Below are 16,371 nucleotides of genomic sequence, written 5' to 3' on the forward strand. Positions count from 1 at the left end.
GCGTCGGACGGTTCGGTTGACCGGTGAAGTTCACAAGTGGATTGATATTGAAATGACCAACAAGCGAAACACGCTTCACCCGCGTGATGAAATCATGCGAACGATGGATCGTATTTATCGTTACCGCATGACGACCACATCAGGCGGCAATCTATCCATCCGCGACTCCGCCGGTGACATTTGGATTTCGCCGGCCCGTGTGGACAAAGGCAACTTGAATCGCCGTGACATCGTGTGCGTTCACGCAGACGGGACCGCCGATGGCTTGCATCCACCATCCAGTGAGTTTCCCTTTCACAAAGCGATCTATGAAGCACGTCCCGACATCCGGGCGATCGTGCATGCTCATCCCGTCGCGTTGGTCGCATTCAGCATTTGTCGCCAGTCACCCGACACACGCCTGTTTCACCAAGCTCACTCGGTGTGTGGGAAAGTGGGATTTGCGCCCTATGCGTGCCCGGGAAGCGAAGCTTTGGGCGTGAGCATTGCGGACACGTTTTCCAAGGGCTGCGACAGCGTGATCCTTGAAAACCACGGTGTCGTCGTCGGCGGAAGCGATCTTGCACGTGCGTTCGAACGATTCGAGGCGTTTGAATTCGCCGGCAAGACGCTGATTAAAGCCAACCAGCTGAGCCCCGTGCGATTCCTGGACGAGGACCAACTGAGGCAGGCGGCTGATCGCTGCGTCAATTTTGATTCTTACGATCCGGACCAGGCAACCGCTGGCGAACTGGAGCTTCGCAAGCAGCTTTGCGATTTTGTGCGTCGTGGTTGCCGCCAGCGACTGCTGATCAGTACCGAAGGCAGCTTTTCTGCGCGTGTCGACGCCGATTCTTTCCTGATCACTCCCACGCAAAAGGACCGTGAACAATTACACGCCGATGATTTGGTACTGGTTCGCGGCAACCAGCGCGAAGCCGGTAAATTAGCCAGCCGTGCCGCTCGTGCACACCAAGCGATTTACGATAAACATCCGCACGTGCAGGCGATCGTGTTCGCCCATCCCGTGAATGCGACGGCGTTCAGCGTGACCGAAACCCCACTGGACGTTCGCACCATTCCCGAAAGCTATGTTTTTCTGCGTGATGTGCGACGGGTACCGTACGGCGTTCAGTACCGGGACGACGGCAGTATTGCCGATTACGTGTGTCGATCCAACCCTGCCGCGGTTTTACAGAATGACGGCGTGGTGGTAACAGGATCGACCGTGCTGGACACGTTCGACCGGTTGGAAGTTTTGGAATCCACCGCCGAAGCCGTGATCAACGCCGGTGCCATCGGAAACGTGTCGGTCATGTCCGGTGATGTGATCGACGAACTATGCACCGCGTTCAACCTGAAATGAACAACCGATCAATACAGGTCGTCCCGTGCCAATCAGCGGTGGCGTTTGCGGTACTCGCGTGGTGATTCACCGTTCGCTTTGCGAAACTGGCGGCTGAAGTAGTTGCTGTCAGAAAACCCCACCTCAAATGCGATGTCCGTGATGCTGTTGTCTGTGTTCCGCAGCAACCGACTGGCTTCTTCGATCCGTAGTCCAATCAGGTAGTTGATGGGGGAGGTTCCCATCGCGGACTCAAACATTCGGATGTAGTTCGTCCGAGACATTCCAGAAATATTGACCAGCATTTCAAGTGTGATCGGATGGGCGATATGGCGTCTCATGTGCGAGATCGTTTCGCCGACGCGAATGAGTGACTTGCTGGATGGATTTCGCGTCTCGCTGTAGCAACGCGACAGAAAGGTCACCAATTCCAGCATGGTCGCGATCGCCACGACCTCGAATCCCGGTCGCCTTGCGGCAAGTTCGCTGTCTAGCTTGTCGACCAACTGCATTGTGTCGACGATCTCCGCCGGGCTCAGCTGCAGACGACTGGTAAATTTGTGCCGGCTACGCCAAGCGGGCTCCAGCGTAAACAACGCGTGATAGCCGGAAAGCGATTGCAAATCGCCAAGCGACAACGGCAACTCACTTGGGGTGAACAGAATGTTGATCAAACTCAATTGATCCATATTCAAATAGTCATGCGGCCGGTCGCCGCCAATGACAAACGTGTCGCCCGCTTTCAGGTCGTAGCTGTCTTCCCCCGTGATATGCACGCCTGCCCCTCCGGTGATGATCACGATTTCGGAGAACTCGTGGCAGTGCAATCCAAACGGTTCCTGAGGGTCGCGCCGCTCCACGACGATGGGAAAACCGTCGGCATGGAACCAGTCCTGCTTCTTTAGCACTTTCATACGACAGCAACGCCACAACGGTGGCCATCCAGCCAGCGGATGCAGATAGAGGAATTTTGATCCGCCAGAAAACCGACCCAAGATGAAACTATTGTGCTAGTTACTGGTTCGATCGTCAAGGTTTTGGTGTCACCGGCGGCCTAGACTGCGTCTGCTGTTTGAAGGGAAAAGCGAACTGATCCGCCGACGGATCGTGACGATTCCGCTTCGAGGCGTCGCAGAGATGAATTGCAGCGTCCCAGCGGAATTGGCGACGCCGCCCACCATCGTGCTCCCGAATTTCATGCGCTCCCGCCCTTCCCTGTCGTCATCGCACGAACCTCCATCATGACTAGGGTAAATCTCCCGCTGACTTTGGCTGTTCCGATGCTAGTCGCCATGGCCGCGTGGTCATCGGCGGATCAACAACAACCGGATATTGTCGTCTATCTGGCCGACGATCTATCGGCACGTGACCTTTCGCTTTACGGGGGAACGAACATTCCAACTCCCGCCATCGACGCATTGGCGGATGAGGGAATGACGTTCGATCGCGCCTTCGTCGCCTCTCCTTCGTGTGCCCCCAGCCGAGCCGCGTTTTTGACAGGGCTGATGCCAGCACGAAACGGCGCCGAGGAAAATCATTCCTACCCGCGAGAAGGCACACCGCGACTGCCGGCGGTTTTGAATCAAATGGGATACGAAACCGCAGCGTTCGGAAAAGTGGCTCACCTGAAAAGTGCCAAAGACTATCAGTTCCAGACATTCGATCTACGACAAGACATCCCCGACGTCCGCACTGCTGTCCAGGATTTTTTGAAGAAGCGAAACGACCCTCGACCGCTGGCGTTGTTTGTCGGCGTGTCCAATCCTCATGTTCCCTGGCCCAGTGAATCAAACGTTGATCCACAGGGAATGAACCTTCCACCGAAATTGTTGGACACTCCGCAAACCAGAGTACAGCGTTCTCGCTATCTACAAGAAGTCAAAGACCTGGACGCCTACCTTGGCGAACTGCGATTGCTGACACGCGAACATCTGTCGGATGATACGGTGTTTGTGTTTTCTAGTGACCATGGCGCACAGTTCCCGTTTGGCAAATGGACACTCTATGACGAGGGCACCCGCGTTCCACTGATTGTCGCTCGCCCTGGTGTGATCGAACCGGGTTCGCGTACCGACGCCATGGTCAGCTGGATCGATATCCTGCCGACGCTGATCGATGCTGCCGGTGGTAATGTCCCCGATGGACTGGACGGCCGTTCTTTCTCCGCGGTCCTGGGCGGACAACAAACCGCGCATCGCAATCGCATCTTCACGACCCACAGTGGTGACCGGTTGATGAACGTCTATCTCAGCCGCGCCATACGCACCGACCGCTACAAGCTCATCTGGAACGTTCATCCGGAATTCGCGTTCACCACGCACATTGACCTGTTGTTGCGAGAAACGTCGGGCGATTATTTCAAACAGTGGACGGAGCTCGCGAACACGGACGCGCGTGCCGCTGACGTGGTCGCCAAACACCACGGTCGCCCTGAATACGAACTGTACGATCTGCAGACCGATCCGCTTGAGCAAACCAACATCGCCGGGAACGAGGACGTTGCTGCAATTCAAGACCGTCTTCGAAACGAGCTGAACTCCTGGGTCCAGTCGCAAGGCGACGAACTTACAGTGTTCCACGAACCGCTAATGCTCGACGCGCCGGAAACCTGGGAACCTCGCAAATTGCCGCGCCAAAAACGATAGGCGCTCGTTGTGACGGAGTTTTGAACTTCTCGACTTCGTGCCCCACCACGCCCGCGTCTCCGGTGATGGACGTGGGGTGTAAGACTAGACGATTCCATGCAACGACGTGAATTCATTACTTCCCTGACCCTCGGCGGTGCACTCGTATCGCTGGCCCCTGACCAAGTATGGGGATCCGACCAAGCGTATCGACCTGACAAGGACACACCGCAGGCCCTTTCCGAATTTGACCAACTCACCGCACAGCTATTGAAACAATGGTGTGATGGAATGCTGGCCCATCAGATCGATGCCCCGGAAGATCCCACCCGGCATGGTGGCCTGGCGTGCCCGGCATGTCCGCGAATTCACGGTCGATGCAGCGATGCGCTGTATCCGTTTTTGCACATGGCACACACCACCGGCCAGCAGAAATACCTGGATGCTTCCATTGCCGTTTACGACTGGGCCGAGCACAACGTCAGTCGCGCCGATGGCAGTTGGACCAATGACGTCAATCCGAAATCATGGCGTGGGACCACGATCTTTGGAGCCATCGCGTTGGCCGAAGCGTTGCACTACCACGGCGACGTGTTGGATCAATCACGACGCGACGCTTGGACGAACCGTTTGGATGAAGCGGTCGGTGGCTATCTGTGGTCTGATTTCAAGGAAATTGATTTCACCAACCTCAACTACGGCATGACTGCCGTGTACGGGTTCCATCTGTTTGGCGATCTTCTGGCGAACCCCGATTACACACGACGCAGTGAACGGTTCGCTAGCCGCGTGAAAGAGTTTTTTACCGAACCGAACCATTTGCTTTGGGGCGAAGGCAAACCGAATGACAATCGCAGCGGTCGTGGCCTGCTGCCGGTGGACCTGGGTTACAACGTCGAAGAATCGCTCAACGGTGTTGTCCTGTATGCCGTTGATGTGGGTGATCAGGAACTGCTCGACCTAGTGTCCAATGCGTTGGCCGGACACCTGCAATTCATGCTTCCCGATGGAGCTTGGGACAACAGTTGGGGAACGCGGTCACAGAAGTGGAGCTATTGGGGCAGCCGTACATCGGACGGATGCCAGCCGGCCTTTGCCCTGATGGCCGATCACAACCCGGCATTCGGTACCGCAGCGATTCGCAACGCCCAGCTGATGCAGCGTTGCACGTCCAACGGCCTTCTGCACGGCGGCCCCCACTATGTTTCTCACGGTATCAAACCATGCATGCATCACACGTTCACACACGCCAAAGTGATGGCATTGATGCAGGATCGCATGAAGTCGTTGCCGCCGGTCAATACCAACACGCCGCTGCCTCGTGAAATCGCCAGTAACGTCAAGCATGTTCCCGAACTGGATGTTTGGCTAGCGGCTAAAGGCCCTTGGCGTGCCACCGTATCGGCCTACGATTCGATCTACAAAACTAAAAAGTCCGGTCTGCTGCAACAGCCAACCGGAGGCTCGCTGTCGGTTTTGTATCACGAGAAGGTGGGCACGTTGCTGGCGTCCAGTATGGCACGTTATGAGATGGTCGAACCGCTGAATATGCAGCCGCAACCCGGTGACGACTTTCCTCTGACCACACGAGTTGAACGTCGAATCGACGATGATTGGTTCACCAATCTGTACGACTTGACAGCAGACGTTCGCATCTCGGAAACCGAACAGCGGTGCGTATTCGATATCGCGACCACCCTTCAGAACGAAGAACGAGACAAGCCTTCGGACGATTCCGCAGCCTTTCAATTGCGATACACCTTCGATTCCGACAAAACCACTATCTCGGTCACCCAATCCAGCGAAGCGAAGACGGAAGACGCAACACTGGTCGTGCCTCTTATCTCCCCATCCGGCGAATCAGTTCGACAGGTGTCAAATACTTGCATCGAGATCGACAAGCCACATGGAACCGTCGTGTTGAAATCGAACGTGCCTCTGACGTTGCTCGCCGGACTCAAAAAACGAGTCTTCAACATGGTTCCCGGAATGGAATCCGCTCCCGTGGCAATGAAACTCAGCAAAAACCCCAGCCCCATCGTGTGCGAAATTTCCGTGCGCGCATGAACACGACCGAAGATTCACAGCCATCACCGTCATTCCGACCGCGAAGGCCATACTCTCCCACATTCGCGTGCCTCAGCGTCCACTCGCGGATCGAAAGAATTACTCCGTCTTTACCCCATCAACCACGTCGTCGACATGATTTCGATTGCCACCCTTTCGCGATTTTCCCCGCACGTCCTTTACAGACTCTTGCTGATCAGCTTCGGAGTTTTTCAATCGGTCGCCGCCGATCAACCAAATGTCGTTTTCATCTTGAGTGACGACCAGGCGTGGAATGATTATGGGTTCATGGGGCACGAGCACATTCAAACACCGAACTTGGATGCGTTGGCCAGGCAAGGCTTGCTATACGAACGCGGCTACGTGACCGCGCCGCTATGCCGGCCATCGCTTGCCAGTATTGTCACAAGCCGATACCCCCATCAAACCGGAATCCGCGGCAATGATCCGGTCATGCCAGGTTCGAACAATCGCAAGAACAACCCGTCCTTGTTCGCCAAGCTTCGGCGGCGAATGACGACACCCTTGCACGAGCAACCGTCGCTGATTCGCACGTTGAATGAAAACGGTTACGCAACACTGCAAACCGGAAAGTGGTGGGAAGGCAACCCGAAAGATCATGGATTCACCCATGCAATGACGCACGGTGACGAATCACGCGGCGGGCGTCATGGTGACAAAGGCTTGGATATCGGCCGCAAAACGATGCAGCCGATCTATGAATTTGTCGAAAACGCCGCGGAAAACGGGCAACCATTCTTTGTTTGGTATGGGGTTTTTCTGCCACACGCACCACACAACGCCCCACAGCGTTTTTTTGACAAGTACAAAGATGTCGCGCCCAATGAACCAACGGCATGGTACTGGGCTAATGTGGACTGGTTTGATGAAACTTGCGGCGAACTGGTCAATCACTTGAAGTCTAAGGGACTCTACGAAAATACTCTCTTTGTCTACACGTGCGACAACGGCTGGATCCCCGATCCGCAGCGACGAGACCGTTACATTCGATCAAAGCAAGAACCCGTTGAAGCGGGAATTCGCACACCCATCTTTTTGACGCACTCGAGCACAATCGATCCGCGACGAGATTCCACAACACTGGCTAGTAACATTGATATCGCACCGACGATTCTGCGGGCCTGTGGTATCACGCCACCTGAGGAAATGGAAGGGTTGGATTTGCGTGACAGCGATGAATTGCGAAGACGCAACCGCATCTTTGTCGAAGCCTACCAGCACGACACCGACTTGGACCACCTCGACGACATCAACCATGGTTTGAAAGCACGTGTCATCATCGAAGGCTGGAACAAGCTGATTGCATGGTCCGATCACAAGCAGCTTTTCGATCTCAAGTCTGACTCGGACGACCGAAATGATTTGTCGAACAATGATCCGCAGACGGTGGAAGAACTATCAAATGCCCTGAAGCATTGGCTGACGAAGACCCCCATGATGAATCCCGAATGATTGCGTTCGGTTATCCGATGCCACATCCGGATCCATTTGCATAGCCACTATCTAAACAAGCACTTCGGAATGCTTCCCCATGAAATCGATCACCAAATGCGGGTACATCGTTAGCGTTGTCTTCCTGGCTCATTCATTTACCTCGATTTGGCTGACAACCTCCCGTGCCAATGCCGCAAACCCCGATTGGCGAGCCCAGTGGATTTGGCAGGCGGAGGATGGGCCAGCGAATACTTGGGTGGCGTTTCGGAAAGAGTTTGATCTGGCGAGTGTGCCGGACGAAGCCGTCGCCAATATCTCAACCGACACCAAATAGGCATCGTGATTCAGCGTCGCGACTGTCCAAGCAACTCGCCGCAGCGGAACGAATGAAATCCAACAAAGTTCCGATGAAGAAATAGAGAGTCGCGCTGGGTGAGTCGCGTAGGAACCAAGTCAGAGACCGACACAAATGCGATTCTCGATTCGCAGGTTTTGAGAACCGCAGATTTGATGCAATCAGGTGATTGACGCTGGCAGACCGAATCGACATGGCCTCTGACCTGAAACAGGCTGTCTCTGCAGGTGGCTATTCAAGCTTCACGTCGATCACAGTGATATTCTTGCCTTTTTGGCCGATGATCGATGTCCAACCGTCGTGTGATGGGCGTTGGAGATCGAGTGACAACTTGCTGTTTTCGAAGGTGGATTCAAAACCAGAGGCGAGGACCTTGAATTTTGTCGGATCGGCTGGGCTGATTCGATAGAAAGTGTCATTGGATACAAGGTACAGGTTGCCATTGTAGGTCAAAAGCTTTCCAAACTGTGGCGCTTGCATTCGTGTCCAATCGCCGGTTTGGGGATCACGCTGGTAAATCGTCGGATCGCCGTTAGGGCCTCGTGCCAGAACATGAACTCGGCTTTCCTCGTCGACGACCATCGACCCGCCGTTGCGATAGCCGTGTCCAGGCGGGATCTTCATGACAGTGATGCCGGTGCTGTCGGCAGTGATGAATTCGAGACCGTGCGTTGCGACCAAACTCCCGTCGTTGTTGCGCCAATGGACCCCTCCGTCGTCACTGTAGGCGTAGCAAAGGTCATGCGAGGTGCGATGATCCGGGTTGTCTCGCCAGCACCACGTCAAGTGGCATCTACCGTGTTGGAACACAAACCCGAACGGATACGCATTCACGGTTCCGTCACCACCAGACCAACGTTGGTCGATGAACTGACTGGACGGTTCATCACGCGGTGACCAAGATCCGCCTGAGTAATGAAACAAATGTGAGTTTGCCGCCCCGGACCCACCACCGAGGCGCAGGTACAACAGCATTGAATTGCCGTGCGAGATGAAACTCGGATAAGTCACACGCTCTAGCCTCGGAGCTGTCTGCATTTCGTTTCCCTGAGCATTATCGCCGGGGCTCTGACTATGTGCGATTCCGAGGTGATTTTGAACGTCGGCAAATAGATTCTCGTCCCAGAATACCTTCTCGGGGTATTGGGCAATCGGATCATTGCTGCGACGATAACGTAGGGTTGATAAATGATGGTCAAATGAAAGATGAATGAAACCATCGGGCGAGATGCCCATTGCAACTTTTTCATGACCGTCTCCGAATCCGCGTGAGATCACGCCGCCCTTTCCGCGATCGCCAGTGCGGGTCCGCTGGTAATCGGATAATGACACGACAGCCCAGGGACCATCCGGTAGCTTCCGTCTGGCTACCGAAACCTGTTTTGTGTCATCCCAGTAGGCGGCATATTGCCAACCGTTGAACGTCTGAAGTGCCCCCGGGCCGAAGTTCCATTGTGAATGCCGGTCCACTATATCGAAGGGCATGCCGTTTTCAGAAACCAACGAACGCTGGATACCGTTTGCCATCAGACCCGTTACCGCAGGAGCATCAGCGTGCAATAGGCATGATTGAAGAAGTAGTGCAATGGACGCAACGTGTCTCGCGATCATCTTGTTTCCGTTCAGAGTTCCACTGGAATATCAAACGCTCTTGCGTCGACGCCATTATCACGGATGAATCAACGGTTCTTAGTTCATTCGAGTGTCAGATGCCGAGCGTGAATTCTACACCGATTCATCCACCACTCTGTTCGGAGACCGCGATACCTTTCGCGTCTGCGAATCCAAAGCAGTCTTGCTGCTGGGCTCGATTGAGTACCAAGACATCCTTTGCGACGAATCACCTGCGGTCGCCAACAGCACAACTTGGGACAATGCGATTTCGTCTTTGACGCGGTTTGCACCAAGCGGCTCTTGCGACAACATCGGGATACAGAAATCAGTAGCCCCAGAGACCGGACGAACCAGTGTACCAACATCGTCCTACTTCTTTCAGTACATCAGTCGACCTTGGCTACTGAGGGACGACTCCGGTGACCTAGAAACCTTTGTACGGAAACAGCCCACACCAGAAGGCCTTCGGGCAGGCGGTACTATCGTGCTAGTTTTCGATTCGATTGTCCAGGTTTTCATCGACCCCACGGCTAAACTGAATCGTTGATCGAGAGGCGTCCAAGCCTCCAACACCAGAATGAACAAGCAGCGAACCGTGTGATGAAAAACTTGCGACCCGTTTTCCTATCCGCATTGTTTCTATGGGCAGGGTCTGCGCCGAGCTTTTCCGACGGCCTGCAACCTCATTCGCTGACGGTGGGAGAAGGGTTTGCCGACCCGATTGGCTTTTATGATCCTTCACCTGTTTTCTCATGGAAGTTGCCGGCGGATAGCGGTGTGACATCCCAGTCTGCCTATCAGATCATCGTGACAGATGCCACCCACGGTCAGGCAACACCGCTTTGGGATTCAGGAAAGATCGTGTCGGATCAATCCACATGGGTGCCCTACAGTGGTCCGGCGCTAAAGTCTCGCCAGCGAATCGTTTGGCGAGTCCGATTTTGGGATGACCAGGGCCGCCGTTCGCAATGGAGCAATGATGCGACCATTGAGATGGGACTGTTGTCCAATTCCGATTGGAAAGCGGACTGGATTGAGGTCAAAGGCGAAACGGCAGCGGCGGACGAAATCACGATCTTGAAAGCGGAGTACGGAAGTCGTGAAGGAACCTCTGCGCAAGTGGTCGACGTCACGGCCCGACTGTCCAGAGCCATCGATCGCGGCGTTATCCCATTCCCTGTGACGAATGCGAGACTGGGCGGTGATCCGGCGCCGGACACTGCCAAGACCTTGTGGGTCGAATTTCAGTTCAACGGCGTAGCGAAGAAGGCGACCGTAGCGGAGAACAAGCGGTTCAGTCCGTTGCCGCCCTGGACGGCCCACCCCGGTTACTACTTCCGTCACAAATTTGACGTCCGAGCACCGATCATCAAAGCCAGGTTGTATGGATCAGCACTTGGCATCTGTGAATTTCATATCAACGGCCACCGTGTCGGTGATGACGTCCTGAGCCCTGGCTACACAACCTATTCCAAACGAGTGGAATCGTTGGCTTATGACGTGACCGACATGATTCGTGAAGGTGATAACGCCATCGGTGCCCTGCTGGGCGAAGGTTGGTACGCGGGACGATTGTTGCTGAGCAAGCCAACCGAACTTCGAGAGTTGAATCCAAAACTAATTGGTCAACTGGAGCTTACATTCGCAGACGGAACCGTCGAAACGATCGCGACCAACGATGCGTGGCGAGGGACCGGTCAAGGCCCCATTCGGGCAGGCGGCTTTTACCATGGTGAAGACTACGATGCGACGCAAGAGTTGGGCAATTGGAATAGCCCCGACTACGACGATTCCGCTTGGAAACCCACCAAGTCAACCAAGCTGGACAAACAACGTTTGATTGTGCCGAAACGAATGCCGCCGGTCCAATGCATGAAACAAGTTGCGGCGATTCGGCTAACGGAACCCGAACCGGGGCGTTATGTCTTTGACTTCGGCCAAAACCTAGTTGGTGTTCCCGATATCAATATACCCGTAACGAAAGGTGAGAAAGTTCAGATCCGCTTTGCCGAGATGCTTCAACAAGATGGGACGCTGTATACGGAAAACTACCGCAGCGCGCGATCTCAGGCGACTTTCCAGGCTGCCAAGGACGGGACGATCCATTACCGACCCTCATTGTCCTTTTTTGGCTTTCGATACGTGGAACTCAGCGGTTTGTCCGCGGGTGCGAAGCTGACGAAGGATGCGGTGGTCGCGAAGGTCCTACATACCGCGTTTCATTCCAGTGGTGAATTCGCGTCGTCACACGACGAGTTGAATCAACTGCAAAGCAACATCCGCTGGGGTCAAATCAGCAACTTTGTAGACGTCCCGACCGACTGTCCGCAGCGGGATGAACGACTGGGCTGGACCGGTGACGCACAAGTTTTCTTGCCAACGTCGTTCTTCAACTATGACGTCTACTCGTTCTGGGCACGCTGGCTGCAAAGTGTTCGCGACGAGCAAAATGCCGACGGCGAGATCCCGCATACCGTTCCGGCCGGTGGATTCGGCTATGCCAGTCCCGGCTGGGCCGATGTGATCGTGACGGCACCGTGGCAAATTTATGTACGTACAGGCGACCCTAGGATCCTGCATGACAATTATTCCGCGATGCAACAGTGGGTGTCCGTTTACGAAAACCGATCGAAGAACTTCATTCCGGATCTGAAAGGCTGGGGCGATTGGCTGCAGCCGTACACAGAATCGGATCGCAAAGGTGACACGGCTCAAGATCTGATCGCGACGGCCTACTTCGGTCGCGACGCTCGTATTCTGAGTTGGGCCGCCGAGGCCATTGGTAAAGAAGATGACGCGGCGCGTTACGAAAAATTGCATGCATCGATACGAAAGGCATTCACGAATCGTTACTTTCCCGAGAACGAAACTCACGTCGGCGCAGACACCCAAACCGCTTGCTTGATGGGACTCGGCTACGATTTGATCGAAGCTGATCAGCGGGATCGCGTCGCCGGAATCCTAATGAGAAAATTCAAGGAAGCCGACCGACACCTGAGGACTGGATTTTTGGGCACGCCCCTGTTGGCCCCCGTCTTTGATGAACTCGGGCACCCAGATATCTGCTACGAGTTGCTTTTCAAAGAAAGCTATCCGTCGTGGTTCTATTCGATTAATCAGGGTGCGACGACGATGTGGGAACGTTGGAATAGCTACAGCCATGCCGACGGCTTTGGCGACGCCAGCATGAATTCGTTCAACCACTATGCGTACGGCGCGATTGGTCAATTCATGTACGAGCGTGTCGCGGGCCTATCACCTGATCCCGAACGGCCGGGCTACAAGCACTTCTTCGTTCGCCCGCTGGTCGGTGGACCACTCGATTCAGCATCGGCGGAACTTGAAACACCCTTCGGGACTGCCAAGAGCCAATGGCGGCGTTCCGACGACGGGATCATTGTCGAAGCCGTCGTACCGCCGAACACCACAGCAACGGCCGAACTGCCGGCGGACGGAGCGGTCGACATTCAGCACAATGGCCAAACGATTGACAAAGCAACAGCGGATGCGGACATCGTCCTGGTCATGCTGCAGCCGGGAACGCATCGCTTGGAAATTGAAAAGAGAAACGATTCAAAAGAATCGGATCAGATTGTGCCTCCCAAGGGTGGCCAACCCGCGATGTCGTTTGACCCGCAGACCAAACTGGAATTTGCATCCCAGCACGTAACAGCGGAAGCAGGATGGGCAAAAGCAACACAAATGCCATTCAGCGATTTGTACCGGGTTGAATGCGACGAACGCTTCACCACCCCATCCGACGTGAAGCTTTGCGTTCCCATTGACGAAACGATCCAGACTGGCGACGTCGTTCTGGTTTCCTATTGGATCTGTCGCCCCAAAGCGGGCGGCCAACCGAACAACGTGTACCTTTCCATCGGCGACCCGTCTGGAAACGGCGTTTATCAAAACAAGCTGTCCGCATATCGCGAGTGGAAACAACACGTTCGATCGTTCGTGGCGACGGAGACAATCGACGCATCGACCGACGTGGTTCGATTCGATCTTGGGGAAGCGGGCACGGTCGTGGAGATCGCCGATTTCCAACTGGTCAATTATGGCTGTGCCTTTGACATCGAATCGCTGCCGAGATCGACCGTGATGTACGCGGGACGCGAAGAAGATGCTGCATGGCGAATCAACGCGTGGGAACGAATAGAGAAAATTCGCAAGGGCGACTTGGAGATCGAAGTTGTCGACGCCCAGGGACAACCTGTACCCAATGCGAACGTACATGTCGCCATGCAAAAGCACGCCTTTGGGTTTGGGAATGCGGTCAACGCCGAGATGCTGGGCGCACCTCAGAGCGACTTCCCGATCACCCCGAAGAAGAAAATTCCCGTCAGCTGGAACGACGCACAAAAGTACCGCGAAATCGTCAAGCAGTACTTTGACCGCGTGACCTTCGAATCTGAACTTCGGCCGCACAACTGGCAAAACTTGAGTTCGGACAGTCCCGTCTGGCAGCGACGCAAGGACATTTTGCTGAACCGAACTCTGCCATGGTTGCTTGAAAACAACATCGCCGCACGAGGCCACTACATCGGCTGGGCCCCAATGGACTTCAACGCTTTCGAAAAGCAGTTCATCGGCAAACCGGACGAGCACCGCAAGTGGCTCTGGGGACACATGGCCGATGTTCTGCCGGCCACCAACCAGTACGTCAAAGAGTGGGATACGATCAACCACATCATCGGCTGGGGACAGCATACGTACGAGAAGGAATACGGAAGCCCGAAGATTTACGCCGACATCATGTCCGAAGCTCGAAGATTGGCCCCCAATGCATCGCATGCCATCAACGAAGGCAAAGTGCTGCCGGACGGTTACAAACGTGAGCCTTACAAGAAGATCATTCGTTATCTGAACGAACAGAACCAAGGCCCTGACATGGTTGGATTCATGGGGCACTTTGGATTGACATCGCTGACGCCTCCCGAAGAACTGCTGAGTGTTTTCGATGAATTTGCAGAAATCGCGCCCAGACTACAACTGAGCGAGTTTGATGTGGATGCAGGCGATGACGATGAACTCCAAGCCGACTACTTTCGGGACGTTATGATTGCTTCCTTCAGCCATCCGAACTTCGAAGCAATCTGCCAATGGGGATTTTGGGAGCCGTTACATTGGAAACCGGCCGCTGCCTTGTGGCGAAAGGACTGGACACTGAAGCCCGCCGGAGAGGTGTTTGTGGATTTGGTCGCCAAACAATGGTGGACGGACGAAACACTGGTGACGACCGACGATGGAACGTGTAAGACACGCGGTTTTTTGGGCACGTACCAAGTCACGGTCACAAGCGAGGGGATGACGGCGGAACAAACGGCCAAACTGAAACGCAACGGAACAACACTGCGGATACAGATTAGCCAGTAGTGCGGTCGCATCCATGAATCGACACGCCACTGCCCTGCCCCACGCCACCTGCGATTGCGACACACTCAAATAACGAAGCAGACGATGCCCTCCACCGACCAGATTCCCTTCACAACACGTTGTCTTGTCACCGCGTTCATGAGCGTCGTATTTGCCTTGCCGCTGCGAGCGGAAACGCATAGCGATCCGGCCAAGCCGAACATCATTCTGATCCTCGCCGACGACCTGGGTTTCAATCAAATCGGAGCCTACGGCGACACACCGATCAAAACTCCGATCCTGGATCAATTGGCCAAAGATGGGATTCGATTCACCAACGCATACTCGGGAAACACCGTCTGTTCTCCATCACGGGTGTCGCTGCTGACCGGACGAGACGGACGCCTGCTGCACGACAATTCCAACAAAGTCCAACTGCGTGACATCGACGTGACGCTCGCTCACGTTTTGAAGTACGCGGGTTACGACACCGCCCTATTCGGCAAATACTCGGTCGGATCGCAGATGGGCGTGACCGATCCGTTGGCGATGGGTTTCGACACATGGTACGGCATGTATTCGATCCTCGAAGGCCATCGACAATACCCCCAGTTTCTGTGGCGCGATGGCCAAAAGATCCGTATCGGTGAAAATGAAGGCGGCCGCAAAGGTGCCTATGCGCAAGAGCTGTTTGCCAACAAGGCCATCGATTACATCGCGCAGCAACATCGAAACCCGTTCTTCGTGATGCTAAATTTTTCATCGCCGCACGCGGAACTGGCGGCACCCGAGGAATTCGTCGCCCCCTACCGGAAAATCTTTGACGAAACGCGTTACTTGGGTATGTCCACTGGTGAACCGGCCGACAAATATGCTTGGTATTACCCCGAACCCGTTGACCAACCACGGGCGACTTTGGCTGGCATGGTGACCGCATTGGATGCGTACATCGGACGAATCGTCGAACGGCTTCGGAAACTGGGCATTGCGGACAACACGCTGATTCTATTCACCTCTGATAACGGACCGCACGATGAGGGTGGTGGTGATCCCGAGTTTTTCAAAGCTGCCGCGCCCTACCGAGGCATGAAACGGGACTTGTTTGACGGAGGCATCCATGTGCCGATGATCATCCATTGGCCCGCCAGAATCCGAACGGGACGAGTGGATGACACGCCGTGGGCCTTTGCGGATGTGCTTCCGACTCTTGCCGAACTGGCCGGCGTGTCGCTGACCTCAGTCCCCCGCGTTCAAACCAACGGAACCTCCATTGATCGCCGCTTAAGCGATTCACCACAACCGATCGGCGAACGGATGCTGTATTGGGAATTCGGCAAACAGGCCGGCGACCCAAACTCGGGAATCGTCGGCGAGGTGTTTCAAGCGGCACGCGAGGGCCGATGGAAAGCCGTGCGTTACGGGTTGAACCGACCAATACAAATCTATGATCTTGAATCCGACCCTGGCGAACGGACGGAGCTTTCCGATCAGCGACCAGATCTGCACCAGAAATTCCAAGAGTTTTTCGAGACGTACGCCCGCTAGATCAGGCGTTTACGATTCTCCATCGGCAGATG

10 protein-coding genes are annotated in these 16,371 nt (G+C 54.8%); 7 read left to right on the top strand and 3 right to left on the bottom strand.

Annotated elements, in window-relative coordinates; translation table 11 throughout:
- Nucleotides 1–52 precede the first annotated feature (52 nt).
- A complete protein-coding gene (locus tag Mal65_RS25010; RefSeq protein WP_145304083.1) occupies nt 53–1,345 on the top strand; it encodes a class II aldolase/adducin family protein in 1,293 nt (430 codons plus the stop codon).
- Between the two features lie 32 nt (nt 1,346–1,377).
- Here Mal65_RS25010 and Mal65_RS25015 read toward each other — a convergent pair whose 3' ends face one another.
- Nucleotides 1,378–2,238, bottom strand: coding sequence for a helix-turn-helix domain-containing protein (locus Mal65_RS25015; protein WP_145304085.1), 861 nt, complete (start codon nt 2,236–2,238; stop codon nt 1,378–1,380).
- Between the two features lie 366 nt (nt 2,239–2,604).
- Here Mal65_RS25015 and Mal65_RS25020 point away from each other — a divergent pair, with 366 nt between their 5' ends.
- From Mal65_RS25020 to Mal65_RS25035, 4 genes are all read left to right on the top strand, one after another.
- Nucleotides 2,605–3,969 carry a sulfatase family protein gene (locus tag Mal65_RS25020; RefSeq protein ID WP_196784438.1) on the top strand — a complete coding sequence of 455 codons (1,365 nt, stop codon included), beginning with the start codon at nt 2,605–2,607 and terminating at the stop codon, nt 3,967–3,969.
- Nucleotides 3,970–4,065: 96 nt separating this feature from the next.
- The gene (locus Mal65_RS25025; RefSeq protein ID WP_145304088.1) at nt 4,066–6,015 is read left to right on the top strand and encodes an ulvan lysase-like protein; all 1,950 of its coding nucleotides are present in this window, start codon (nt 4,066–4,068) and stop codon (nt 6,013–6,015) included.
- A 135-nt stretch (nt 6,016–6,150) separates the two neighbouring features.
- Nucleotides 6,151–7,488: a sulfatase family protein gene (locus Mal65_RS25030; protein WP_145304089.1), complete on the top strand. Its 1,338-nt coding sequence runs from the start codon at nt 6,151–6,153 to the stop codon at nt 7,486–7,488.
- A gap of 79 nt (nt 7,489–7,567) precedes the next feature.
- Nucleotides 7,568–7,804 (top strand): hypothetical protein, encoded by a 237-nt coding sequence (locus Mal65_RS25035; RefSeq protein ID WP_145304091.1) that lies wholly within the window; start codon nt 7,568–7,570, stop codon nt 7,802–7,804.
- Nucleotides 7,805–8,056: 252 nt separating this feature from the next.
- On the opposite strand, the gene Mal65_RS25040 is transcribed toward Mal65_RS25035, so the two are convergent.
- On the bottom strand, nt 8,057–9,352 hold the full coding sequence (locus Mal65_RS25040; protein ID WP_165701519.1) for a BNR repeat-containing protein: 1,296 nt from the start codon (nt 9,350–9,352) through the stop codon (nt 8,057–8,059).
- Nucleotides 9,353–9,550: 198 nt separating this feature from the next.
- On the bottom strand, nt 9,551–9,751 hold the full coding sequence (locus Mal65_RS25045; protein WP_145304095.1) for a hypothetical protein: 201 nt from the start codon (nt 9,749–9,751) through the stop codon (nt 9,551–9,553).
- Between the two features lie 288 nt (nt 9,752–10,039).
- On the opposite strand from Mal65_RS25045, the gene Mal65_RS26735 reads away from it, so the two are divergent.
- Entirely contained in the window at nt 10,040–14,815 is a 4,776-nt protein-coding gene (locus Mal65_RS26735) for a family 78 glycoside hydrolase catalytic domain (protein WP_165701520.1), read from the top strand.
- A 138-nt stretch (nt 14,816–14,953) separates the two neighbouring features.
- Nucleotides 14,954–16,339 carry a sulfatase-like hydrolase/transferase gene (locus Mal65_RS25060; protein WP_390621988.1) on the top strand — a complete coding sequence of 462 codons (1,386 nt, stop codon included), beginning with the start codon at nt 14,954–14,956 and terminating at the stop codon, nt 16,337–16,339.
- Nucleotides 16,340–16,371: the final 32 nt, after the last annotated feature.

The sequence above is a fragment of the Crateriforma conspicua genome, from assembly GCF_007752935.1.
Taxonomy (GTDB): Bacteria; Planctomycetota; Planctomycetia; order Pirellulales; family Pirellulaceae; genus Crateriforma; species Crateriforma conspicua.